Source organism: Mycobacterium sp. MAA66 (assembly GCF_041261665.1).
GTDB lineage: Bacteria > Actinomycetota > Actinomycetes > Mycobacteriales > Mycobacteriaceae > Mycobacterium.
In genome coordinates this window covers 166,380-189,549 of sequence record NZ_JBGCCC010000008.1, presented here as the reverse complement: position 1 = coordinate 189,549, position 23,170 = coordinate 166,380, and the positions used below count along the sequence as shown (strand labels likewise).

Below are 23,170 nucleotides of genomic sequence, written 5' to 3'. Positions count from 1 at the left end.
AGGTCAGTGACCGTGGCCGTGGGCACCAGTGCTCTTGGCGTGCTTCGGCGCGTTGACGGCGGACTGATCATCGGCGCCGCTGTGGTCGCCGGATTGGGTATGCCGCTGGCCGGATGAATCCTTGTCGCCCTTGGGCAGCCCGGCTTTCTGCGATTTGTTGTTGTCCGGCTTGACGTTCGGTCCCGCGGCAACGGGGGTGGCAGCTAGCGCCTTCGATTGCCGCACAGCCGATTTGACGGCAGCGACGGGGGTAGCCGACGTCGTCGCCGCCTTGGTCTTGCCGTAGTTCGGGTTCAATGCGTCCGCGATGCCTTGGCCGGCCGCCTGAATCAGCGCGAACGGCAACGAGATCCACTGGTCTGGTGTCGGCGCCAAGCTCCACGGAGTCGGCGTGCCGGGGCTGATCCTGCGGTTGTAGCCGAAGTCGACGAGAACCTTCAGCGCCGGCTCGATCAGATTGATGAACGGCTTGGGAAACCCGAGCGCCTCCAAAGGCACGACCAGCGGAAGCGTGGGAGCCGCGAGCGTGATGTAAGTGATATTGCCTACCGTCGTATCCGGGGTGACCCTCGGAGCGCTCGGGCTGACGTTCGCGTAGTAGTAGTCGGAGTGCTGGGTGAAGAACGCGACGAGCGAGTTCAGATCGGAGACGACGTCCAGCGGATAGTTCGGAAAGTCCGAGATCGGGTCGTACTGCCAGCTGACATCGGTGACCTTGTAGTTGGTCTTGGTCTGCGGAGACCCACCCAGGGGCACGTTGATGAACGGAACAACAATGCCCGCGAAGCGTTCTGCGATACCACCATTCGGCCGGTTCATGCCGGCGAGCATCATGAACTGCAGCTCGCTGGTATCCGGTGAACCTTCAGCTTTGAGCGCTTTCAGTTCTTGCACAACGATATTGGCGCTCGACGAATAGCCCGCCACCTCGACCGGTCCGCCGCCGGCCAGCCCTGAAGCGATCGCGGCCTGCATAGCGGTCAGCCCGGCCTGCTGCGATTGCTCGAAAGTCTCGCCACCGCTCCAGTTGGTGGTGAACGGGATCTGCGACGGCCACTGCACGAAGACCGGGTTATAGCCGTAGAACGGCGAAGCAGGGTTGGTCGGGTCGAGGTACGCCTGGCCCGCGACCCCGACCGGCTGCAGTACCGAAGTCTTGACGCCGACGGGCAGCGGGTCACCGCCGAGTTGCTGGTTCATGCCCGCACTCGTCGGGTTGCTGTTGCCGCCGATCAGGACCAGCGTGCCCGCGAGCAGTTTGACCCCGACACCGATGCTGGACATGAAACCCATTGCAACCGTTACCGCGAAGGCAACGGCAGCGACGATCATCGACCAAATAGTTCTCATACTCGAGACACGATGCATGTCAAGCCCTCCCCTGGTGCCATGACGACAGCCTGCTGATGTTCATACCATGGGTATGCTCGACCGGGATGAGGCCACGTACCGCCCAATTCCATTGAAGCTCGGACATATTCGCACGCCTTTGCCCTCATTTCGCATTCTGTATATATGCTGTCAATTGACTGTGATTTCCCTATTGGGCCAGCCGCCGACCCCACGCGATCACGGCGAATCTTCTTCCAAAAGAATGGGTGCATGAAGGTCCATCACCTCAATTGCGGCACCATGCACTTGCTGGGCACGCATCTGGTCTGTCACGTGCTCCTCGTCGAGACAGCTGGTGGCCTCGTCCTGGTCGACTCCGGCTACGGACTGGCCGACATCGCCGACCCGGCGCACCGGCTCGGTCCCTACCGGCATATCGCCAAAGCCGACCTCAACCCTGCCGAGGCCGCCGTCCGGCAGATCGAGCGACTTGGCTTCCGGCGCAACGATGTTCGTCATATTGTGCTCACTCACCTCGACGTCGACCACATCGGGGGCGTCACCGACTTCCCCGAAGCCCACGTACACGTCTCCCGGGCCGAGACCGACGCCGTCCGCGACCCCCGCACCGTCGCCGACCGGGCCCGCTACCGGCACGCGCGCTGGGCGCTCGACAGTCGCCTGGTCGTCCACGAACCGGTCGGCGAGTCGTGGGAGACGTTCCATCAGGCTCACGAACTGACCGACGTCGCGGCCGGCATCGTGATGATCTCCACTCCGGGACACTCCCGTGGGCACACCGCGATCGCGGTCGACGCCGGCCACCGCTGGGTCCTACATGCCGGAGATGCGGCCTACCTACGCTCGTCGCTCGACGGTTCGGGCCGGCGTTCCCCGATACCCATTCGGGTTCAGGAACGTTTTGTGGCGCATGACATTAGGCGGTTGCGCAAGGACCGCCAGCGGCTCGCCGACCTGTACCAGCAAGGCGACCCAACCCGGCTTGTCATCACCGCCCACGATCCGGATCTACTCGAACGAGCGCGGGCCACGTGAGACTGTGCACGTCACGGCGAGTACCTACAAAAGGAAAACCCCGCCCGTGTTGACGGGCGGGGTTTCACTCGGTGGAGCTGCCGGGAATTGAACCCGGGTCCTACGGCATTCCCTCGAGGCTTCTCCGTGCGCAGTTCACTATGTCTCTACTTGGATCTCTCGGTCACGTGAACAAGCCGAGATGACAATCCCAGTCGCTGTTGGATGTCCCCACAGGTCCCGCGACCGAACCCGTGGGTGGGTCCCTCTAGACGATGCCAGGGTCCGGGCCGAGGGCGGTCCCGGTCTGACAGACACGCGCTGGCTGCTTAGGCAGCGAGGGCGTAGTCGCGCTGATTGGAATCGGCGCTTAATTGGTTACAACGACGCTTACGGTGGTCTCTTGCCTGCACCGGCACGCTTCCCTTGATTCGATGCGCGAAGTCGAAACCGTTCAGCCCCTTGCCTGTGAACTTCGCTCACCCTGTCGACTTTCGGCAGGACACTCCATCATAGGAGATAGCTCCGACAAGCTCCACCGAGTATCCGGCAAGTAGCCAGATGGCCAGGTCACATGACGTAGCCGAGGTGCTCGACGATGCGCCGGCCAACTTCGGCATCGCCTTCGAACTCGATACCGGCGGGCCGCACCGCACCCAGTGGACGCCCGCCGCACAGCCGGGTGAACTGCCACCCGTCCATCCGGATCGTGGTGGTCGGTTCCACGCCGCCGAAGTCCGGCACTACCGCCGCCTTGCCGTCAACGGCGACCCGAATGGTGCGCGACAGCGGCCCGGTCAGCTCGAAGGCCACCCGAGAACCAGCCGGCGCTCCCCCGCGCTTGGCCACCACGAACCCCATGCTGGTTTCGATCTCATCGAGCGACAGCTGCGCTGCGAGCGTCTGCAGAGCAGCATCAGAGGCCGGCCGGGCAACGGATTCACGGATGTCCTGCTCGTGCATCCAACAGTCGAAGGTCCGGACCCGCATGAACCGCCCGACGCTGTCCAAGCCGACCGGCGTCATCGTCGGGGTGTTCCAGTCGTCATCGGACATGGCTTCTAGCACGGCACGCCGTTCATCGGTGACGGACCGGAACTTGGCCAGCAGTTCATCACCGGACAACGCGGCCAGCTGCCGGATCCAGCACTCGTTCATCACACCCACGGGGTTGTGCACGTGGTCCAGTTCGGAGACATCGATATCGGTGTCGGGCAACGGCTCGCCCTTGAGCGTCAGCTCGGTTCCGATGATGTGCGCGACAACATCGCGCACATGCCATCCCGGCAGCTCGGTCTGCGTCGTCAGCAATTCCGCTTCGGAAATCGTTGACAACAAATCATTTAGGCCGTCCCACACGCCGAACAAACCGGGCAGGACGGCGGATTTCTCCATGACGGTGACAGGGCGCGTTGAGCTGCTCACGGGCTGACAGTACGTCGCACACCCACCCGAAACCCGGACTTTCGACGAAGCGTCACGTCGGGGTCGTTTTGTCGCAACAAGGCGGGCAGCACGGCCACCGAACCGCGCCGCGGCTACCCAGTCGCGATCATCGCGACGGCTCCCAACGCCAACACCATCCCGGCCGTCTGCCACGTGGTCACCCGCTCGCGCAGCACCACCAGCGCCAGCGCAACGGTCGCGGCCGGATACAACGAGATCAGCACGCTGGCCAACGACAGCATCGACCCCTGCAACGCCAACAGCATGGACACGTTCGCCACGGTGTCCAAGCACGATGCGAACAAGGCGAGGCGCAACGGCAGTCCCCGCGGCGCAACGAGATTGCGCGTCAGCAGTGCCACACAGAGCACCACTGCCGTAGCCGACAACCGCCCGAACACCAACGGCCACAACCGCGCATCATGCGGTGCCTGATGGATCAGCACGAAATTGAGCCCGAACGCCAAACCGGAACCGACGGTCAACCAGGCGACCTTGGCGGTGAACCTGTGCGGCGTCGAGTCCTCGTCGGTGGCTTGCGCGCTGACCAGGAACACCGCGACCAACGCCAGCAGGATGCCGGCACAAGCAACCGCACTGGGGCGTTCCCCCATGGCGATTCCGAAGCCCAGCGGTACCCCGGCGACCAAGATCGCGGTCAGCGGCGACACCACAGACATCGGGCCGGCCGCCATGGCTGCGTAGAACCACCACACACCGAAGGCCTGACCGATGCCGCACAACGCACCCCACAGCACGGCGCCGGACGAAATGTGGCCGCCGACAACGCAAGCCAACACACCGAGGAACACCGCGGCCATCGGGTAGGAAATCAGTACGACACGCAGCGCAGGCACCCGACGAGAAGCGATACCGCCGACGAAGTCACTGACGCCGTAGCCGAACGCTGACAGCAGCGCCCATAGAACGGCAGTCAGCTCATGCCTTTGGCACGCCGGCCGAGTTCCCGAACCACCTCGCGCTGGGCGTCGCGCTTGGCGATGTCCTGACGCTTGTCGTGTGCCTCTTTGCCTCGGGCCAGCGCCAATTCGACCTTGACCCGACCCCCGGAGAAGTAGAGCGACAGCGGCACCAAGGTGAAATTGCCGTCGCGCAGCTTGCCCACCAGCATGTCGATCTGCCTGCGGTGCAACAGCAGTTTGCGATTGCGCCGCGGCGCGTGATTGGTCCAGCTGCCGTGCGAGTACTCGGCGATATGCAGGTTACGCAACCAGATCTCGCCGTCGTCGACGGTGGCGAACGCGTCGGCCAGCGAGGCCTGACCCTCACGCAGACTCTTGACCTCGGTCCCCATCAAGGCGATGCCCGCCTCGTAGGTATCGATGATCGAATAGTTGTGCCGGGCTTTGCGATTGGTCGCGACGACCTTGTTGTTGCCCGACTTGTCGTCCTTGGATTTATTGGCCACCGCTACCGCCTGACGTACAGACGCAGGGCGACGTAGGCGGTGATGCCCGACATGCCCAGACCGAGCAAGAGCATCCACGGGGCGCAGTAATAGATGACGTCGTTGTAGTCGACCTTGGCGATCAGGTTGGCGCGATAGAACTGGTCGAGCGCACTCTCCAGGAACAGCGCGCGGACCGTGATCAGACCGACGATCGCCAGCACCACGCCGACCAACGCCGCCAGCATCGCCTCCACCAGGAACGGCAGCTGGGTGTACCACCGGCTGGCGCCGACCAGTCGCATGATGCCGATCTCCGTACGCCGAGTGCGCGCCGCCACCTGAACCATGTTGGCGATCAACAGGATCGCACCGACCGCCTGCACCAGCGCCACCGCGAACGCCACGTTGCTCAGGCCGTTGAGGATGGCGAACAACCGATCGATGAGCTGCTTCTGGTTCAGCAGGTTCAAGACGCCGGGCTGGCCCTTCAACGCATTCTCGAAATCGGTGTACCGCTCCGGGTCGTCCAGCTTGACGACGAACGAGGCGGGGAATGCATCCTTACTGGCGAAGTCCTTCAGCGCCGGGATCTTGGCCACCGCGTCGTCGTAAGCCTGCTCGCGGTTGAGGAACCGCACCGACTTGACGTCCTTGCGGTCGTCGATCAACTTGCGCAAGGACTTACAGGGGTCCGCGTCGCAGTGCAGGTCGTTGGCAGACACATCGTTGGTGAGGAAGACCTGGGTCTCCACGCGGTCCAGGTAGATCTTGCTGGACTGGTCGGCCAACCGGACCACCAGCAGACCGCCGCCGAACAGGCCGATGGAGATGGCGGTCGTCAGAATCATGGCGACCGTCATGGTGATGTTGCGGCGAAAACCTTGCAGGACTTCGCTGATCAGAAAGCCGAAGCGCACTAGCGATCCATTCCGTAGACGCCGCTCTGTTCATCGCGAACCAGGCAGCCGTGGTCGAGTTCGACGACGCGCCGGCGCATCGAATCAACAATGTGGTGGTCGTGGGTGGCCATCAGGATCGTCGTGCCGGTGCGATTGATGCGCTCCAGCAGATCCATGATGTCCTTGCTCGTCTCCGGGTCCAGGTTGCCGGTCGGTTCGTCGGCGAGGATGACCAGCGGATGGTTCACGAAAGCCCGGGCGATCGCGACCCGCTGCTGTTCACCACCGGACAGCTCGCCGGGCAGCCGGTTGGCCTTGCCCGACAAACCGACCATCTCCAACACGTCGGGCACCACGCGGTTGATGATGTCGGGCTTCTTGCCGATCACCTCCAGGGCGAAGGCCACGTTCTCGAAGACCGACTTCTGCTGCAGCAACCGGAAGTCCTGGAACACGCAGCCCAGCACCTGACGCAACGCCGGCACATGCCGATTCCGCAAGCGGTTGACATGAAACTTGGACACCCGGATGTCCCCCGAGCTGGGATGTTCCTCGGCGAGAAGCAGTCGCATGAACGTCGATTTGCCCGAACCCGACGGCCCGATGAGGAACACGAACTCACCCTTGTCGATCTTGAGTGAGACGTTGTCCAGGGCAGGGCGAGCCGAGGACTTGTACTGCTTGCTCACTTTGTCGAGGGTGATCATCACGGCACGCCAGTGTAGCCGGGTCGGTGACCGAGCCCGGTCAGGCTAATGCGGCGGTGCTGCGGGTGAGGGCGAACTCACCCCGGCCTGCGGCGTCGGTGCCGGTATCGGTCCCGGTGTCGCCGTCGTGATCGTCGTTCCTGGCGGCGGAGGCGGCGCCAGCCCGGGCAGGACCGGCAACGTCAGGGGCGGCAGTCCGGGTACCGGGGTGATGACCGTGGTGGTCGGCGGCGCCGAGGTCGTCGTCGGCGTACTCGGCGTGGTCTCGCTGGGTGCCGTCGTCTCGGTGGTCTCGGTCGATTCAGTGGTGGTTGGCGTCGTCTCCGTGGTCGTCCTCGGCGCCTCGCTGACGTTGGTACGCGGCACCCAGGTGTATGCCGGGTCCGGCACGAACCCCGGCGGCACCACAGCGGGTGCCGGCGCAGGCGGAGGAGGCGGCGGCGCGTACGTCTGATGCAGCCAGTACGCGGCGAAGAAGGCGATGATCAGGACCACCGTCGAGGTACGGATCCGTCCCCCGAGCAGGTAGGCCGGCCAGCCGTGAGTCAGACGTTTCATTCGATCTCCACCTCCGACCCGGTCTTGGCCTGACTCGCGATACCCACCCGGCTCAGCGCGGTGACCACCATGACCCGCAGCCGCCGCCCGACTTCGAACTGCTTGCCAGGCAGGCTGCGTGCCACCATCCGCAGGTTCACGGTGTCCAACTCGATGCTCTCCACACCCATCAACTGAGGCTTGTCCAGCAGCAGCGCACGCAGTTGCGGGTCTTCCATGGCCCTGACGCAGACCTGGTTGAGCACCTCGTTGACCTTGCCCAGATCCTCATTGGAGGGCACCGGGATGTCGACCACCGCACGCGCCCAGTCCTTGGACAGGTTGACCGTCTTGACGATCTGACCGTTGGGGATGGTGTAGACCTCCCCGTCACTGGAGCGCAGTTTGGTGACTCGCAGCGTGACGTCCTCGACGGTGCCTTCGGCCGGTGCCGCGATGCCGCCGACGGTCAGCGACACCAGGTCACCGAAGCCGTACTGCTTTTCGGTGATGATGAAGAACCCAGCCAATAGGTCCTGAACGATGCGCTGGGCGCCGAATCCGAAGGCCGCACCAAGCACCGCGGCCGGCGCGACCAGCGAGCCGATCGGGATGGCGAGGATCTCGGTGATGTCGACCAGCACGATGACCGACACCAAGGCGATGGTCACCCAGGAGATGACCGACGCGACGGCCTGCCGGTGTTTGGTGGTCTCCGAGCGCACCAGCGCGTCGCTCTCCCTGAACCGGGCGTCGATGCGGCTGGTTATCCGGTGCGCGCACCACGTGACGAACCGCGAGATGAGCATCGCGGCGATGACCAGCATGACGATCCGCAGGCCGCGGGTGATGATCCACTCACCGATCGAGCCGCGCCAGAAGTTGTGCCACTGCTGAGCCCACCAACTGAGCGAGTGCTTTTCAGCGGCACTCGCGTAGAAGGTGACCGTCAGCCGATCGACCGGGAACAAGCTAGTCATCTTTCCGATTGCGCCAGCGGATTCCGGCTTCCAGGAAGCCGTCGATGTCACCATCGAGGACAGCAGCCGGGTTGCCGACCTCGTACTCGGTGCGCAGGTCCTTGACCATCTGGTACGGATGCAGCACGTACGAGCGCATCTGGTTGCCCCAGGAGCTGCCACCGTCGCCCTTGAGCGCGTCCATCTCGGCCCGCTCTTCTTGACGCTTACGTTCCAGCAGCTTGGCGCTCAGCACCCGCATCGCGGAAACCTTGTTCTGCAGCTGCGATTTCTCGTTCTGGCAGGTGACGACGATGCCGGTCGGGATGTGCGTCAGCCGGACCGCGGAGTCGGTGGTGTTCACCGACTGCCCGCCCGGGCCGCTGGACCGATAGACGTCCACCCGGATATCGCCTTCGGGGATGTCGATCGAGTCGGCGGTTTCCACCACCGGCAGCACCTCGACATCGGCGAACGAGGTCTGGCGCCGGCTCTGATTGTCGAACGGGCTGATCCGCACCAGCCGGTGGGTGCCCTGCTCGACCGACAGCGTGCCGTAGGCGAACGGGGTATGCACCGCGAAGGTGGCGCTCTTGATGCCCGCTTCTTCGGCGTACGAGGTGTCGAATACCTCGACCGGGTAGTTGTGTTTCTCGGCCCAGCGGATATACATCCGCATCAGCATCTCGGCCCAGTCGGCGGCATCGACACCGCCGGCTCCTGAGCGGATGGTGACGACGGCTTCACGCTCGTCGTATTCCCCGGAGAGCAGGGTCCGAACCTCGAGAGTCTCGATTTCCTCGCGCAGCTTGGTCAGCTCGGCATCCGCATCGGCGACGGCCTCGGTTTTGGCGGTGCCTTCTTCTTCCTCGGCCAGCTCGTACAGCACGGGCAGGTCCTCGATCCGGCCGCGCAGTTCCTCGACCCGGCGCAGCTCGCCCTGGGCGTGCGAGAGGCTGCTGGTGACCTTCTGCGCGTTCGCCTGGTCGTCCCACAACGTCGGGTCGGACGCCTCTTCCTCCAGTTTGGTGATCCGCGCACGCAGGCCTTCGACGTCGAGCACCCGCTCCACAGTGGTCAGGGTGCTGTCGAGGGCGGCTATGTCGGCTTGACGGTCGAGGTCCACAAAGCATGAGGGTACCGACCAGTGGGACAGACCTTCGCATAGTCAGCCCCGGATCGCTTAGACACGTTTAGCATCGCCCATGGACCCCGCTCGACCGCGTCGCGACAGCCCCTTGCGCGCACCGGGCAAAACAAGAAAGCACCCGCAATGCGCCCATACCATGTGGCGATCGTCGGTTCAGGCCCATCGGGCTTCTTCGCCGCCGCATCGCTGTTGAAATTCGCTGACCTCAAAGCGGATTCGGAAGACCCGGCCGATGTCCGGATCGACATGCTGGAAATGCTCCCCACCCCGTGGGGGCTGGTGCGCTCGGGGGTGGCCCCGGACCATCCGAAGATCAAGACGGTCACCGGACAATTCGAAAAGACCTCCGACGATCCGCGGTTCCGGTTCTTCGGCAATGTGAAAGTCGGCGAGCATGTGCAGACCGCCGAACTCGCCGAGCGTTACGACGCGGTCATCTACGCCATCGGCGCACAGTCCGATCGTCCGTTGGGCATCCCGGGCGAGGAGCTGTCGGGCAGTGTCGCTGCGGTCGACTTCGTCGGTTGGTACAACGCGCATCCGCATTTCGAAGACATGTCCCCCGACGTGTCGCAGCACCGCGCGGTCGTGGTCGGCAACGGCAACGTCGCGCTGGACGTGGCCCGCATCCTGGTCAGCGCGCCGGAAGAACTGGCGGTCACCGACATCGCCGACCATGCGCTGACGGCGTTGAGCGCCCGTGGTGTCCAGGAGGTCGTGGTGGTGGGCCGACGTGGTCCGCTGCAGGCTCCGTTCACCACTCTCGAACTGCGTGAACTGGGCGATCTGGCGGCGATGGCCGACGTCGACGTCGTCGTGGACCCGGCCGACGTCGACGGCATCACCGACGAGCAGTTGGAAGGCGCCAGCAAGACCGTCCGACAGAACATCAAGATTCTGCGCGGCTACGCCGAGCGCGGGGTGCTGGGACGTAAGCGCCGCATCGTGTTCCGTTTCCAGACCTCGCCGATCGAGCTCAAGGGCGACGAGCACGTCGAGTCAATTGTGTTGGGCCACAACGAACTCGTCGACGATGGCGGCTGGATCGTGGCCAAGGACACCGGGGCCCGCGAGGAGTTGCCCGCGCAGTTGGTCGTCCGCGCCGTCGGGTACCGGGGCGTGCCGACCCACGGTCTGCCGTTCAACGAACGGTCAGCGACCATTCCGCATACCGACGGCCGGGTCGAAGGCAGCCGCAACGAATACGTCGTCGGCTGGATCAAGCGCGGGCCCTCAGGCGTGATCGGCAGCAACAAGAAGGACTCACAAGACACCGTCAACACGCTGATCGCCGACATCGCCGACATCGACCTGGCCGACTTCGGCCCTTCGCATTCCGATGACCTGGCCGCCTGGCTGGCGGAGCGGCAACCCGCGCTCGTCACCGAGGAACACTGGCGACTGATCAACGATCACGAGGTCGGCACCGGCCAGGATCAAGGCCGGCCGAGGGTGAAGTTGACGAATGTGGATCACATGCTGCGGGTGGCCCACCCGTAGTCACTCCGCGGGGCTGATCCGGTCGGCCTCAATCGTGATCAGTACCCGAGTCTCATCGGGGTTGCCGCTGAAATACGGGTACGGGATGCCCAGGTATTTGTGTGAGATGTCGTCGATGCTCTGTTTGGCACCATCGATGGTGATGTCGATGACCCGGCCGCGCACCGCGTAATAGCGAGTCGGGTTGTCCGGGTCGGCGATGTTGAGCGCAACCCGCCCATCGCGAGCGAGGTTGCGCGCCTTCTGCATTCCGTCGACGATGTTGATCACGACATGCTCGCCGTCGGTGGTGACCCAGGTCTGACTCAATTGCGGTGAACCGTCGGGCATCAGCGTCGCCACGAAGCACAGGGACGGTTTGTTCAGCAGTTCCAGCAGGCCGGCCGGCAGCAGCGTTGGCATCAGATCGTTTCTCCGTTCGGCGGTTGGTTGGCGCCGGGACTGGGCGCAAAGCTCCAGTTGTCCGGGTTCTTGGGCGAGTAAACCACTGGAATCATCTGCCCCATCACGGGCCAATCGGCGACGTCGACAGCCAGCCGCCCGTACACCTCGTGATCGTTGACCGATGGGCCGGAGATGACGCCGGTGATGGTGACGAACTGTTCGCCGGTGGCTTGCGGGCGCGGGCTGACACCCGTCACCAGCAGCGTCCCGCTCTCCCCGCCGCGGGTGCGTCGCAACCACGGCGCCGCGAGTAGCGCGAGAGCCCCGACCATGACCATGAGCACGACGAATTCCCACACGCCCTCATGGTAGGACTGCACCCATGAGTCCCCAGCAAGAAGCGAAGGTGGATTGCGCATGAGCACCGTCGCCAACGACATCGCCCTGGCACTGCAACTGGCCGATCAGGCCGATGAGTTGACCCTGGCCCGCTTCGGCGCACTGGATCTGCGCATCGAGACCAAGCCGGACCTGACGCCGGTGACCGACGCCGACCAGGGCGTCGAACAGGTCTTGCGTACGACGCTGGCGAGCGCCCGGCCCGACGACGCGTTGCTGGGCGAAGAGTACGGCGGCACAGCCATTTTCGCGGGTCGACAGTGGGTGATCGACCCGATCGACGGGACCAAGAACTTCGTTCGCGGAGTACCGGTGTGGGCCACCCTGATCGCATTGCTCACCGACGGCGTGCCGACGGTCGGAGTGGTCAGCGCCCCGGCGCTGGGCCGGCGGTGGTGGGCCGGCACCGGTCAGGGCGCATTCACCTCGTTCGGCGGCCGGGCCCGCCCGATCTCGGTGTCCGGCGTGGACACGCTCGACGCGGCGAGCCTGTCGTTTTCGGATCTGACCACCGGCTGGGACGACAAGCGCGAGCAGTTCTTGGCGCTGACCGACGCGGTGTGGCGGGTCCGTGGCTACGGCGATTTCTGGTCGTACTGCCTGGTGGCCGAGGGCGCGATCGACATCGCCGTCGAGCCCGAGGTCAAGTTGTGGGATCTGGCCGCCCTCGACGTGGTGGTCCGCGAGGCCGGTGGCACGTTCACCAACGTGGCCGGCGCATCGGGACCACACGGCGGCAGCGCTCTGGCCACCAACGGCGCTCTCCATCAACAGGTTCTGAACGCCCTCGCCTGACCGCATGATGTGAAGTTGATAACAACTGCCCCTTATCTTACTCAGGAGTAAGATACGGTCATCGAGCACTGCCCCAACGAAGCGAGGCTGTCGAAATGACCAACACCCTTCCCCAGAATGGCTCGACCCAACGCCACACGCGCAAAGGCCCGGAGAGCGCCATCGGCCTGCAACGACACAAGCGGACAGCGACCGACATCGGTCTGGCGCTGATCACGCCGTTGGTCGGCCAAGAGTTTCTCGACAAGTACAACCTGCGCGATCCGCTGAACCGCGGCCTGAAGTACGGCATCAAGACGGCGTTCTCCACCGCCGGCGCCGCGGGCCGTCAGTTCAACCGCATCCCCGGACGCAGCGGCGCGCCGACGCGCCTCAAGCCCAGCGGTTCGGACTACTTCGACCTGAATCCCGACGAAGACCAGCAGATGATCGTCGACACCGTCCGCGAGTTCTCCGAGGAGATCCTCCGGCCCGCCGCCCATGACGCCGACGCGGCTGCGACCTACCCCGCCGACCTGATCGCGAAGTCGGCCGAACTCGGCATCACCGCGATCAACGTGCCCGAGGACTTCGACGGCATCGCCGCCACCCAGAGCACGGTCACCACGGCACTGGTCGCCGAGGCACTGGCCTACGGCGACATGGGGCTGGCCCTGCCGATCCTGGCCCCCGGCGGTGTTGCATCGGCCCTGACCCGTTGGGGCAGCGCCGGCCAGCAGGCCACCTTCCTGCCTGCGTTCGCCGGCGAGAACGTGCCGCAAGCCTGTGTTGCGATTGCCGAACCGCACGCGCTGTTCGACCCCACCGCCCTGCGGACCACCGCGATCCGCACCCCGAGCGGGTACCGCCTCAACGGCATCAAGTCGCTGGTACCGGCCGCCGCCAACGCTGAGCTGTTCGTCATCGGCGCCCAGCTCGACGGCAAGCCGGCGCTGTTCATCGTCGAGTCCAACTCCGAGGGCCTGACCGTCACCGCCGACCCCAGCATGGGCATCCGGGCCGCCGCGCTCGGCCAGATCGAGCTGAAGAACGTCGCAGTCCCGCTGGCCAATCGGCTCGGCGAGGACGAGGCCACCGATAACGACTATTCCGAAGCCATCGCCCTGGCCCGATTGGGTTGGGCCGCACTGGCAGTCGGCACCTCGCACGCGGTGCTCGACTATGTGGTCCCCTACGTCAAGGAGCGCGAGGCGTTCGGTGAGCCGATCGCTCACCGCCAGTCGGTGGCGTTCATGTGCGCCAATATCGCCATCGAGCTCGACGGCCTGCGGCTGATCGTCTGGCGCGGCGCTTCCCGCGCCGAGCAGGGTATGCCGTTCCTGCGCGAAGGCGCGCTGGCCAAGCGGTTCGCCGCCGACAAGGGTATGCAGATCGGCCTCGACGGCGTCCAGCTGCTGGGCGGCCATGGCTACACCAAGGAACACCCGGTCGAACGCTGGTACCGCGACCTGCGGGCTCTCGGCGTCGCCGAAGGTGTCGTCGTCTTGTAGCGCGGCCCGGTAATCGCCCAATTCTTCTCACTCTCCGAAAGACCAATCATGGCAATCAATCTGGAAATACCTCGCAAGTTGCAAGCCGTCGTCGAGAAGGGACATCAGGGCGCCGCGGAGATGCTCCGCCCGATCTCCCGGAAGTATGACCTGGCCGAACACGCCTACCCGGCTGAGCTGGACACCCTGGCCAGCCTGTTCGAAGGCATCCAGGAATCGAACGCAGTCTCTATCGCCGGAGCTGGGTTCTCAGCCACCGAATCGAAGAGCAAGCACGCAAACACCAACGGCGCCAACATGTCTGCGCTGTTGAATGCCTTGGAGGTCAGCTGGGGTGACGTCGCGCTGCTGCTGACGGTGCCCTACCAGGGCCTGGGCAATGCCGCCATCTCGGCGGTGGCCACCAAGGAGCAACTGGCCAAGTGGGGCAAGGTGTGGGCCGCGATGGCCATCACCGAACCCAGCTTCGGTTCGGACTCGGCCGCCGTCTCGACCACCGCGGTGCTCGACGGCGACGAGTACGTGATCAACGGCGAGAAGATCTTCGTCACCGCCGGATCGCGCGCCACCCACATCGTGGTGTGGGCGACGCTGGACCGCTCGCTCGGCCGCGCGGCCATCAAGTCGTTCGCGGTGCCGCGGGAGCACCCCGGCGTCATCGTCGAGCGCCTCGAGCACAAGCTGGGCATCAAGGCCTCCGACACCGCGGTCATCCGCTTCGACAACTGCCGGATCCCCAAGGACTACCTGCTCGGTGATCCGGAGATCAAGGTGGACAAGGGTTTTGGCGGGGTCATGGAGACCTTCGACAACACCCGCCCGATGGTGGCGGCCATGGCCGTCGGCGTGGGCCGTGCCGCCCTGGAGGAACTGCGGGCAATCCTGACCGACGCCGGGATCGAGATCTCGTACGACAAGCCGGCCCACGCGCAGAGCGCGCCGGCCGCGGAGTTCCTGCGGATGGAGTCCGACTGGGAGGCCGCCTACCTACTGTCGCTGCGCGCGGCATGGCAGGCCGACAACAAGATCCCGAACTCCAAAGAGGCGTCCATGAGCAAGGCCAAGGCCGGCCGGATGGGCACCGACGTCACCCTCAAGGCCGTCGAATTGGCCGGCACCACCGGGTATTCCGAGCACACCCTGCTGGAGAAGTGGGCGCGGGACTCCAAGATCCTGGACATCTTCGAGGGCACCCAGCAGATTCAACAGCTCGTCGTGGCACGACGCCTGTTGGGCCTGTCGTCGGCGCAGCTCAAGTGATTCGCTGCTCCGGTGGTCCGGGAAGCCGGGCTACCGGAGCGCTGTCGCGATCGCGTCGAACAGCACCGCAGCCTCCAGCGGCTGGGCGGCGAAGTCGGGTTCGGCCACCGGCCAGGTGGACCACTGCACCATGACGACGTTCTCTGCCCGATTGATCGCGATCATCTGACCGAAAATGCCCAGCGCCCAAAGGTTCTCCCCCGGGTTGCCGGGCTTTTGACCTTCGGGCGGCAGCGCGTTGTTCCACCACTGATAGCCGTAGCAGCCGTTCGGATGCTCCGGCGAGGCCGATGCGACCGACCAGTGCGACGCATCCCGAATCCACCCGTCGGGCAGAATCTGCTCGCCCGTGGGCAGCACCCCGTTGCTGCACACGAACAACCCGAAACGACCCCAGTCTGCGAGCGTGGCATTGAATCCGTGGGCTCCGGTGTCGTGACCTTCGTAGGTATGCCAGATGCCGTCGGCCGCCATGCCACAGGGTTTCCAGATCTTCTGTTCCAGGTACCGGCTGATCGGCATGCCGGTCGCCTTCTCCAGCACATCGCCGAGCAACCAGGCTCCCCCGCTGTTGTACGACCACCCCTGGCCGGGCTCAATCCCGTCCCGGCGCTTGAGGTTTCGCACCAGATCGGACACCGCCCGGTACACTTCGGCACCGGCCTCCAACCGGGTCAACCTGGCGAACTCGGAGTCCGGGTCGGTGTAGTCCTCGTTCCACTGCACCCCTGATGTGTGCTGCATCAACTGCCGGACAGTGACGCCGTCCCAGGCGGTACCCACCAGCTCGGGGTCGTAACGGATCAGTGCATCGTCCAGCGACCCGATGGACCCGTCCCGGACCGCGACGCCGACCAACGTCGAGACCACCGACTTGGCCACCGAGCGAGAGGTCCACAACGTCGTCGCGGTGTTCCCGGATCCGTAGAACTCGCAGGCGATTCGGCCGTCTTTGAGCACCAGTAACCCGGTGGCGTTCTGTCGGTCCAGGTAGTCGTTGATGCGATAGCGCGTCCCGTTCATGGTGTACGTCAGGTCAGCGAGTCCGTCGGCGGCTCGTGGTAACGGATGCGCTGCCCCGCACCGGAACACGTTGCCCGGGTACGCCCGGTAGGTATTGCGAAAGCCAACGACGCGCTCGGCCTGGCTCCAGGTGAGCATGTCCTTCGGGTCCGGCAGGATCTGGTCGACGGGCTGCGGGGTCATTGCTCAATCATGCACCGCCACAACAAAACAGGACCCCCGGTTGGCAACCGGGGGTCCTGTCTCTTCGATGTTTACGACGACGGGTTGGCGCCGAGCACACGCTGCAGGTCAGGCTTCATCTGCTGCAGCTGCGCACCCCAGTAACCCCAGTCGTGGGTACCGCTGTCCGGGAAGTTGAACACCGCATTGCGGCCACCGGCCGCGACGTAGTTGTCCTGGAAGGTGCGGTTGGTGCGGATGGTCAGGCCCTCCAGGAACTTGGCCGGCACGTTGTCGCCGCCCAGGTCACTCGGGTTGCCGTCGCCGCAGTAGACCCAGAGGCGGGTGTTGTTGGCGACCAGCCGGGGAATCTGAACCATCGGGTCATTGCGCTGCCAGGCGGGATCGCTGGACGGGCCCCACATGTCGTCGGCCTTGTAACCACCGGCGTCACCCATCGAGACACCGATCAGGAATGGCCACCAGCCCTCGGAGGGGTTCAGGAAGCCCGACAGCGAACCCGCGTAGATGAACTTGTCGGGGTGCCACACAGCCAGCGTCATCGAGGCCGAACCGGCCATCGACAGACCGACCGCAGCCATACCGGTGGGCTTGACCTCGCGGTTGGCCTGCAGCCAAGCCGGCAGCTCCTGGGTCAGGAAGGTCTCCCACTTGTAGGTCGAGCAACCGGCCTTACCGCAGGCCGGACGGTACCAGTCGGCGTAGAAGGAGGACTGACCGCCAACCGGCATCACAACCGAAAGACCGGACTGGTAGTACCACTCGAACGCCGCGGTGTTGATGTCCCAGCCGTTGTAGTCGTCCTGCGCGCGCAGGCCGTCGAGCAGGTAGACGGCCGGTGAGTCTGGGCCACCGCTCTGGAACTGGACCTTGATGTCACGTCCCATTCCAGCGGATGGCACCTGGAGGTATTCCACCGGCAGGCCCGGGCGGGAGAAGGCTCCCGCGGTGGCGGTTTGACCCACCAGGCCGACCATGCCGGGCAGCAGGACGGTGGCCGCAACGGCACCGAGGATCCTGCGCGCCAAGCGCCCGCGAAGCTTGTCAATGAACATCGAGAATTCCCATTTCAGTTCGGGTACCTGGATGACCGCGACCCGAAGCCGCGGTGTTGTCCCATCTCCCCGGACTCAGCACAACCGAGCTGGGCAGACTGGGAGATTCAGTTGTCTATAGGCAGTAAAACATGGCTTTAGCGGGCTTAGATAGGTCCGTTCACAGCTGAGACCAGGTTGTTGCGGAGCCGGTGCAAGACGCGAACCGACCCAAATGCCAACGTAACCGACCGTAGGCTGCCGGGTGTGGTAAACGGCTCGAACGCCCCGCACGGCAAATCCGGAGTCCGTCTGAACCTGGACGACTGGTTCAGCGCCGGATACGCGATTCTGGCGGAAGAGGGCATCAAATCCCTAAAAATCGACCGCCTCTGCGCCCGACTCGGCGTCACCAAGGGCAGCTTTTACTGGCATTTCGAGAACATGCCCAGCTACCGCACGGCATTGGTTGCGGCCTGGGGAGAATTGCGCGACCAAGACCGCGTCAGCTTCGACGCGCTCAGTGAGATCACGCCCCGCGAACGGCTGTCGGCGATGATGAACTCATTGATGAGCCCGCGGCACTGGACGCTCGAGCGGGCGATGCGTGAGTGGGCCCGTTCGGATGGCGACGTTGCGGCCAGCGTGCGCGACGCCGACCGCCGACTACTGCGCGCGGTGCGGCAGGCGTACCTCGATTTCGGATTCGCCGACGAAGAAGCCGGCCTGCGGGCCGATGTCACGTTCGCCACCGGAATCGGGTTTCTGCACCTGGCTGCGCCCGAAGCGGGCGACGAAGCGCGCGCCGAGCGGTTCCTGGACCTGATGCTCGCACGCTAGCCCAACATACTAAAAGGTATGGTAACTTCCGGCGCATGGCCGACCCCAGTTCTCTGATCACCGATGAATTCGTCACCCGCCTGACCGCCCGCGCGAGCGAAGCCGAGCAGATCCGACGACTGCCGGCGGCCACCGTCGCCGAGCTCTCCGGATTCACCGAACTGCTGGTTCCGGCACGGTACGGCGGCATGCAGGCCCGATTCCCCGAGATCCTCGACCCGGTGCGGCGAATGGCCCACGGGTGCGTCTCCAGCGCGTGGACCATCGGCTTCTACGCACTGCACAACTGGATGCTCGCGCTGTTCGGCGAGCAGGCCCAGCAGGAGGCGTTCGCGAACCGGCCGTTCCTGGCGCCCGCCCCCCTCGCCCCCACCGGCCGCGGCCTACCGACCGACGGCGGCATTCGGCTGAGTGGACGATGGTCATGGGCCACCGGGGTGATGGACGGAAATTGGATCATCGTCGGCGCCCTATGCGGCCCGGATACCGCGCTCCATCCGGCCCTGGCCCTGCTGCCCGCATCCGAGATCACCGTTGAGGACGTCTGGCACACCGACGGGATGCGGGCCACCGGTTCCAACGACGTGGTCATCACCGACACCTTCGTTCCGGAACACCGGTTGGTCGCGGTGACTGACATCTACAACGGCACCGCACCGGGCGCCGGTCTGCACGACGCCGATACCTATCGCTGGCCGATGGTGCCCGCGCTTGCACTGCTCGCGGCGATGCCCGCGCTGGGCAGCGCCGAACGGGTGACCGAGATCTTCTCCGAACGACTGGCCGAGCGGGTGCTGGCATATGAGGGCGTAACGCAACGCGACAAGCCGCTGGCACAAGCCCGCCTCGGCGCTGCACGGGTGCGGCTGCGCGCCTTGCGCGGGCTCCTGGACGACACCGTCGGACAGATCGAAACCTTGCTTGCCGCAGGCGATCCGGTGTCCCGGCTGGTGCGCGGCGAAGCCCGGCTTGCTGCGGCGCACATCGTGCACGAATCGCGGGCAGTCATCGACGATTTGATGGAAGCTTCGGGCGCCGGCGCGCACTTCACCACCAATCCACTGCAGCGCTTCAAGCGCGACGTCGACGTCATCTGCGGGCACGTGGTGTTCGACTACGACACCAGTCGCGAGCTGGCCGGCGCCCTGGCACTGGGCATGAAGATTCCGCGAACCTCGATGGTCTGAGCCATTGACGGCAATCGTCCGCGGCCATAAAGTAAAACTGAATTCATTTTTATTTACCTCCCCACCGACGCACTGGAGCTGGCCGTGGAATCGTTCGTTCACCTGCGCAAGGGCACCACGCCGAAGCGCATGCATGCCAACCTTGACGGCCTCAAAGACGACGAGTTGGGGCGCGGCGGATTCACCGGTCGCACCGTCAACCTGTACCGCCTCAACGACCCCACCGCGTATCGCTGCGCCGGCCCGCTGCGGCCGGTGGACGTCCTGTCCTCCGAACTCAAGCCCACCGACGCCACCCACGCCGACGGCCACCCGATGTTGTTGTTCCACAACGACGATTGCCGAATCTCGTTGTCCCGCAGGGCAGAACCCATGCCATTCTTCGCCCGGTATGTGGATGGCGATGTGTTGTCATTCGTGCATCAGGGCGCGGGCCTACTCGAAACCGAGTTCGGGCCGCTGCGCTACCGCGAGGGCGACTGGGTGTACCTCCCGAAGGGTTGTACGTGGCGCCAGGTGCCCGACGCACAGACCACGATGCTGATGATTCAGGCAACCGACGACTTCCGGGTACCCGCGCCGGGCTATCTCGGTCGGCACTTCCCTTTCGATCCATCGCAGGCCGTGATCCCCGACCCTTCACCGATCGAGAGCGACGGACGTGACGAGTACGAGGTGCGGCTGGTCCACAACCCGATCGACGGAGTGGTGACGACTTCGCTGTTCTACCAACATCATCCGCTCGACGTAGTGGGCTGGCAGGGCGACAATTTCCCGTTCGCCTTCAACATCGAGCACTACCACGTCATCACCTCCGACAGCGTGCACCTGCCGCCAACTGTGCACTTGTTCATGCAGGCGACCGGGGTGTACGTGATGAACTTCCTGCCCCGGCCAGCCGAAGGCGTACCCGGCACCGAGCGCACGCCGTGGTATCACCGCAATGTCGACTATGACGAGATCGCGTTCTTCCACGGCGGCTCGCTGTACGGCATCCCGATGCCGCCGGGCCTGCTTTCCCATGCGCCACAAGGTGTTCACCACGGCGCCCCTGAGAAGGCTCGCGAACGGGCCCGGCGCAAGTTCGACGACTATCAACGCGTGGACTGGCAGGTGATCGCGATCGACACCCGCCGACGGTTGATCCCGTCTGCAGAAATATCGGCCAACGACCTGGGGCAACACGCATGAGCAGCACAGCGGCACCAGTCAAGTACGACTACCAGCGCGTCCCGTATCTGGTTGCCTACCAGAATGATTCGGCTGTCCGCGACGTGTATGGAGGCGTCGCCGAGCTGGTGGTGTTGGAAAGCTATCTACTTCGCCCGAACAAATCGTCGGACACCGTGGTGGTGTTCATGCACCCGATCGGTGGCGGTGCCTACCTGCCGATGATCAACGCCCTGGCCCGCGCCGGGCACCACGTCATCTACTGCAACAGCCGATTCCGCGGCACCGACTCTGCCCTGTTGATGGAGAAGGTGGTCGAGGATCTCGGCGAATGCATCAAGGATGCCAAGAACCGGCTCGGCTACTCGAAAGTGGTGCTGGGCGGCTGGAGCGGCGGCGGCTCACTATCGGTGTTCTACCAACAGCAAGCCCAGCACCCCACCGTCACCGCCAGCCCATCCGGCGACGGACCTGATCTGACCAAGCTCGGATTGATCCCGGCCGACGGAGTCATGCTGCTGGCCGCGCACATCAGCCGGCACGGCACCATGACCGAGTGGATGGACGCCTCCATCCTGGACGACAACGATCCATCCAAGCGCGATCCCGAACTGGACCTCTACAACCCTGACAACCCGAATCAGCCGCCGTACGCTGCAGAGTTCCTGGAGCGCTACCACGCGGCGCAGATCGCCCGCAATCGACGAATCACGGTCTGGGTCAAGGAGAAACTGGCCGCACTGAAGGCCGCCGGCCGGCCCGAGGACGAATTCGCGTTCGTGGTGCACGGCACCATGGCCGACCCACGCTGGTTGGACCCGACGGTCGATCCCAATGACCGCACGCCCGGGCAGTGCTATCTGGGTGATCCCCAGGTGGTGAACATGAGCCCGGTCGGCTTGGCCCGCTTCTGCACATTGCGCAGCTGGCTCTCGCAGTGGAGCTACGACGACGCCAACGGCGACGCCGTGAAGGCGGGCCCGGATATCGCGGTGCCGACACTGGTGATCGGCAACCTCGCCGACGACGCCTGTACGCCCAGCCACACCCGTCGACTGTTCGAGGCGATCGGGCATCCCGACAAAGAGATGCACGAGATCCCCGGCGCCAACCACTACTACTCGGGCCCCGATCAGCGAGGTACGCTCCGCCAGGCAGTTGCGATCTGCACGGATTGGCTGCACCGGCACGGGTTTTCACTATGACCGACGAGCAGGACCCAGGGATTCTCGCCGGTGCGCTGGACGGAATCCGGGTGCTGGAACTGGGCACGCTGATCTCCGGTCCGTTCGCCGGCCGGCTGCTCGGAGACATGGGCGCCGAGGTGCTCAAGATCGAACTGCCGACAGCTCCTGATCCGCTGCGCACCTGGGGCCAGGCCGAATTGGACGGGCACCGGTTCTTCTGGACGGTCCACGCGCGCAACAAGAAGGCGGTGACTCTCGACCTTCGCGCCGAGCGCGGCCGCGATCTGTTCCTGCGGCTCGTCGAGCAGTCCGACATCATCGTGGAGAACTTCCGACCGGGCACACTGGAGAAATGGAATCTCGGTTATGACGTTCTGCACGAGCACAATCGGGGGATCATCCTGGTGCGCGTGTCCGGCTACGGGCAGACCGGCCCGGAAGCCGGAAAGGCCGGGTACGCCTCAGTCGCCGAGGCGGCCAGCGGCCTGCGGCACATGAACGGCTTCCCCGGCGGCCCTCCCCCACGGCTGGCGTTGTCGCTGGGTGACAGCCTGGCCGGGATGTTCGCCGCCCAGGGCGCCCTGGCCGCACTGTACCGGCGCACCGTCACCGGTGAGGGACAGATCGTCGATACGGCATTGACCGAAAGTTGCTTGGCCATCCAGGAATCCACCATCCCCGACTACGACGTCGGCGGCGTTGTTCGCGGCCCGTCGGGTACCCGGCTGGAGGGTATCGCGCCGTCGAACATCTACCAGAGCTCGGGCGGCAGCTGGGTGGTGATCGCCGCCAACCAGGACACCGTCTTCCGTCGACTGTGCAGTGCCATGGGTCGGCCTGAGCTTGCCTGCGACGAACGGTTCGCCGATCACCTGGCGCGAGGCCGCAATCAGGACCAGCTCGACGCGATCATCAGTGATTGGGCCGCCGAGCGTGAGCCCGACGAGATCATCGCGACGCTGTCGGAGGCCGGGGTGATCAGCGGACCGATCAACACGGTCGCCGAAGTGGTGCAGGACCCGCAATTGCAGTCGCGCAACATGATCGCTGACCACTTCGACGAACGGATACAGCGAAACGTGAAGGGGCCCGGCATCGTTCCGGTTCTCACCGAGTCGCCCGGAGCCATTCGCAACGCCGGGTCGGCGCGGCCGGGTCAGCACAACGACGAGGTGTACGGCGAGCTACTGGGGTTGAGCCCGAGTGAGTTGGAAAGCCTGCGCGAGGAGGGGGTGCTGTGAG

23 protein-coding genes and 1 other RNA gene are annotated in these 23,170 nt (G+C 64.9%); 10 read left to right on the top strand and 14 right to left on the bottom strand.

The window, feature by feature from the left end:
- Positions 1–3: 3 nt before the first annotated feature.
- Entirely contained in the window at positions 4–1,332 is a 1,329-nt protein-coding gene (locus ABIA30_RS21070; protein WP_370068942.1) for a PE-PPE domain-containing protein, read from the bottom strand.
- Between the two features lie 270 nt (positions 1,333–1,602).
- On the opposite strand from ABIA30_RS21070, the gene ABIA30_RS21065 reads away from it, so the two are divergent.
- Positions 1,603–2,388 (top strand): MBL fold metallo-hydrolase, encoded by a 786-nt coding sequence (locus ABIA30_RS21065; RefSeq protein WP_370068940.1) that lies wholly within the window; start codon positions 1,603–1,605, stop codon positions 2,386–2,388.
- Between the two features lie 69 nt (positions 2,389–2,457).
- On the opposite strand, the gene ssrA is transcribed toward ABIA30_RS21065, so the two are convergent.
- From ssrA to prfB, 9 genes are all read right to left on the bottom strand, one after another.
- Positions 2,458–2,829, bottom strand: a transfer-messenger RNA (tmRNA) gene (gene ssrA / locus ABIA30_RS21060).
- Positions 2,830–2,937: 108 nt separating this feature from the next.
- Positions 2,938–3,792 (bottom strand): maleylpyruvate isomerase family mycothiol-dependent enzyme, encoded by an 855-nt coding sequence (locus ABIA30_RS21055; protein WP_370068938.1) that lies wholly within the window; start codon positions 3,790–3,792, stop codon positions 2,938–2,940.
- A 113-nt stretch (positions 3,793–3,905) separates the two neighbouring features.
- Complete coding sequence (locus ABIA30_RS21050; RefSeq protein WP_370069066.1) at positions 3,906–4,751, bottom strand: EamA family transporter; 846 nt, start codon at positions 4,749–4,751, stop codon at positions 3,906–3,908.
- Positions 4,748–5,242, bottom strand: a complete 495-nt coding sequence (gene smpB, locus ABIA30_RS21045) for an SsrA-binding protein SmpB (RefSeq protein ID WP_370068936.1) — start codon at positions 5,240–5,242, stop codon at positions 4,748–4,750. The genes ABIA30_RS21050 and smpB overlap by 4 nt, the downstream gene beginning before the upstream one ends.
- 2 nt (positions 5,243–5,244) lie before the next feature.
- Positions 5,245–6,141 (bottom strand): permease-like cell division protein FtsX, encoded by an 897-nt coding sequence (ftsX, locus tag ABIA30_RS21040; protein WP_370068934.1) that lies wholly within the window; start codon positions 6,139–6,141, stop codon positions 5,245–5,247.
- Positions 6,141–6,830 (bottom strand): cell division ATP-binding protein FtsE, encoded by a 690-nt coding sequence (ftsE, locus tag ABIA30_RS21035; protein ID WP_370069064.1) that lies wholly within the window; start codon positions 6,828–6,830, stop codon positions 6,141–6,143. Before ftsE ends, ftsX begins: the two co-directional genes overlap by 1 nt.
- Positions 6,831–6,875: 45 nt before the next feature.
- Positions 6,876–7,388 carry a hypothetical protein gene (locus ABIA30_RS21030; RefSeq protein WP_370068932.1) on the bottom strand — a complete coding sequence of 171 codons (513 nt, stop codon included), beginning with the start codon at positions 7,386–7,388 and terminating at the stop codon, positions 6,876–6,878.
- Positions 7,385–8,347: a mechanosensitive ion channel family protein gene (locus ABIA30_RS21025; RefSeq protein WP_370068930.1), complete on the bottom strand. Its 963-nt coding sequence runs from the start codon at positions 8,345–8,347 to the stop codon at positions 7,385–7,387. The genes ABIA30_RS21030 and ABIA30_RS21025 overlap by 4 nt, the downstream gene beginning before the upstream one ends.
- The gene (gene prfB, locus ABIA30_RS21020; RefSeq protein WP_370068928.1) at positions 8,340–9,452 is read right to left on the bottom strand and encodes a peptide chain release factor 2; all 1,113 of its coding nucleotides are present in this window, start codon (positions 9,450–9,452) and stop codon (positions 8,340–8,342) included. The genes ABIA30_RS21025 and prfB overlap by 8 nt, the downstream gene beginning before the upstream one ends.
- 147 nt (positions 9,453–9,599) lie before the next feature.
- On the opposite strand from prfB, the gene ABIA30_RS21015 reads away from it, so the two are divergent.
- Positions 9,600–10,976, top strand: coding sequence for an FAD-dependent oxidoreductase (locus ABIA30_RS21015; protein ID WP_370068926.1), 1,377 nt, complete (start codon positions 9,600–9,602; stop codon positions 10,974–10,976).
- Here the strand turns inward: ABIA30_RS21015 and ABIA30_RS21010 are convergent, their stop codons facing one another.
- Both ABIA30_RS21010 and ABIA30_RS21005 read right to left on the bottom strand, forming a co-directional pair.
- Entirely contained in the window at positions 10,977–11,378 is a 402-nt protein-coding gene (locus tag ABIA30_RS21010) for a PPOX class F420-dependent oxidoreductase (protein WP_370068924.1), read from the bottom strand. It lies immediately after the preceding gene.
- Positions 11,378–11,719 carry a hypothetical protein gene (locus ABIA30_RS21005; protein WP_370068922.1) on the bottom strand — a complete coding sequence of 114 codons (342 nt, stop codon included), beginning with the start codon at positions 11,717–11,719 and terminating at the stop codon, positions 11,378–11,380. The genes ABIA30_RS21010 and ABIA30_RS21005 overlap by 1 nt, the downstream gene beginning before the upstream one ends.
- A 58-nt stretch (positions 11,720–11,777) precedes the next feature.
- Between ABIA30_RS21005 and hisN the strand changes: the two genes are divergently transcribed.
- From hisN to ABIA30_RS20990, 3 genes are all read left to right on the top strand, one after another.
- Positions 11,778–12,554, top strand: a complete 777-nt coding sequence (hisN, locus tag ABIA30_RS21000) for a histidinol-phosphatase (protein ID WP_370068920.1) — start codon at positions 11,778–11,780, stop codon at positions 12,552–12,554.
- A 95-nt stretch (positions 12,555–12,649) separates the two neighbouring features.
- Entirely contained in the window at positions 12,650–14,044 is a 1,395-nt protein-coding gene (locus ABIA30_RS20995) for an acyl-CoA dehydrogenase family protein (protein WP_370068918.1), read from the top strand.
- Between the two features lie 48 nt (positions 14,045–14,092).
- Positions 14,093–15,304 carry an acyl-CoA dehydrogenase family protein gene (locus ABIA30_RS20990; RefSeq protein WP_370068916.1) on the top strand — a complete coding sequence of 404 codons (1,212 nt, stop codon included), beginning with the start codon at positions 14,093–14,095 and terminating at the stop codon, positions 15,302–15,304.
- 30 nt (positions 15,305–15,334) lie between these two features.
- Here the strand turns inward: ABIA30_RS20990 and ABIA30_RS20985 are convergent, their stop codons facing one another.
- Positions 15,335–16,510: a serine hydrolase domain-containing protein gene (locus ABIA30_RS20985; protein ID WP_370068914.1), complete on the bottom strand. Its 1,176-nt coding sequence runs from the start codon at positions 16,508–16,510 to the stop codon at positions 15,335–15,337.
- 71 nt (positions 16,511–16,581) lie between these two features.
- Positions 16,582–17,565 carry an esterase family protein gene (locus tag ABIA30_RS20980; protein WP_370068912.1) on the bottom strand — a complete coding sequence of 328 codons (984 nt, stop codon included), beginning with the start codon at positions 17,563–17,565 and terminating at the stop codon, positions 16,582–16,584.
- Between the two features lie 246 nt (positions 17,566–17,811).
- Between ABIA30_RS20980 and ABIA30_RS20975 the strand changes: the two genes are divergently transcribed.
- The 5 genes from ABIA30_RS20975 (at position 17,812) to ABIA30_RS20955 (ending at position 23,169) form a co-directional block, all read left to right on the top strand.
- The gene (locus ABIA30_RS20975) at positions 17,812–18,384 is read left to right on the top strand and encodes a TetR/AcrR family transcriptional regulator (protein ID WP_370068910.1); all 573 of its coding nucleotides are present in this window, start codon (positions 17,812–17,814) and stop codon (positions 18,382–18,384) included.
- 35 nt (positions 18,385–18,419) lie between these two features.
- Positions 18,420–19,571 (top strand): acyl-CoA dehydrogenase family protein, encoded by a 1,152-nt coding sequence (locus ABIA30_RS20970; RefSeq protein ID WP_370068908.1) that lies wholly within the window; start codon positions 18,420–18,422, stop codon positions 19,569–19,571.
- An 84-nt stretch (positions 19,572–19,655) separates the two neighbouring features.
- Positions 19,656–20,762, top strand: coding sequence for a homogentisate 1,2-dioxygenase (locus tag ABIA30_RS20965; RefSeq protein WP_370068906.1), 1,107 nt, complete (start codon positions 19,656–19,658; stop codon positions 20,760–20,762).
- The gene (locus tag ABIA30_RS20960) at positions 20,759–21,946 is read left to right on the top strand and encodes an alpha/beta hydrolase family protein (RefSeq protein WP_370068904.1); all 1,188 of its coding nucleotides are present in this window, start codon (positions 20,759–20,761) and stop codon (positions 21,944–21,946) included. The genes ABIA30_RS20965 and ABIA30_RS20960 overlap by 4 nt, the downstream gene beginning before the upstream one ends.
- On the top strand, positions 21,943–23,169 hold the full coding sequence (locus ABIA30_RS20955; RefSeq protein WP_370068902.1) for a CaiB/BaiF CoA transferase family protein: 1,227 nt from the start codon (positions 21,943–21,945) through the stop codon (positions 23,167–23,169). The genes ABIA30_RS20960 and ABIA30_RS20955 overlap by 4 nt, the downstream gene beginning before the upstream one ends.
- Position 23,170 lies beyond the last annotated feature (1 nt).

Coding starts and splice junctions, on each gene's coding strand:
- ABIA30_RS21070 (WP_370068942.1), bottom strand. CDS start 1,332: ATGATCGTCGCTGCCGTTGCCTTCGCGGTAACGGTTGCAATGGGTTTC.
- ABIA30_RS21065 (WP_370068940.1), top strand. CDS start 1,603: ATGAAGGTCCATCACCTCAATTGCGGCACCATGCACTTGCTGGGCACG.
- ftsE (WP_370069064.1), bottom strand. CDS start 6,830: ATGATCACCCTCGACAAAGTGAGCAAGCAGTACAAGTCCTCGGCTCGC.
- ABIA30_RS21030 (WP_370068932.1), bottom strand. CDS start 7,388: ATGAAACGTCTGACTCACGGCTGGCCGGCCTACCTGCTCGGGGGACGG.
- ABIA30_RS21025 (WP_370068930.1), bottom strand. CDS start 8,347: ATGACTAGCTTGTTCCCGGTCGATCGGCTGACGGTCACCTTCTACGCG.
- ABIA30_RS21015 (WP_370068926.1), top strand. CDS start 9,600: ATGCGCCCATACCATGTGGCGATCGTCGGTTCAGGCCCATCGGGCTTC.
- ABIA30_RS21010 (WP_370068924.1), bottom strand. CDS start 11,378: ATGCCAACGCTGCTGCCGGCCGGCCTGCTGGAACTGCTGAACAAACCG.
- hisN (WP_370068920.1), top strand. CDS start 11,778: ATGAGCACCGTCGCCAACGACATCGCCCTGGCACTGCAACTGGCCGAT.
- ABIA30_RS20995 (WP_370068918.1), top strand. CDS start 12,650: ATGACCAACACCCTTCCCCAGAATGGCTCGACCCAACGCCACACGCGC.
- ABIA30_RS20990 (WP_370068916.1), top strand. CDS start 14,093: ATGGCAATCAATCTGGAAATACCTCGCAAGTTGCAAGCCGTCGTCGAG.
- ABIA30_RS20985 (WP_370068914.1), bottom strand. CDS start 16,510: ATGACCCCGCAGCCCGTCGACCAGATCCTGCCGGACCCGAAGGACATG.
- ABIA30_RS20980 (WP_370068912.1), bottom strand. CDS start 17,565: ATGTTCATTGACAAGCTTCGCGGGCGCTTGGCGCGCAGGATCCTCGGT.
- ABIA30_RS20970 (WP_370068908.1), top strand. CDS start 18,420: ATGGCCGACCCCAGTTCTCTGATCACCGATGAATTCGTCACCCGCCTG.
- ABIA30_RS20960 (WP_370068904.1), top strand. CDS start 20,759: ATGAGCAGCACAGCGGCACCAGTCAAGTACGACTACCAGCGCGTCCCG.
- ABIA30_RS20955 (WP_370068902.1), top strand. CDS start 21,943: ATGACCGACGAGCAGGACCCAGGGATTCTCGCCGGTGCGCTGGACGGA.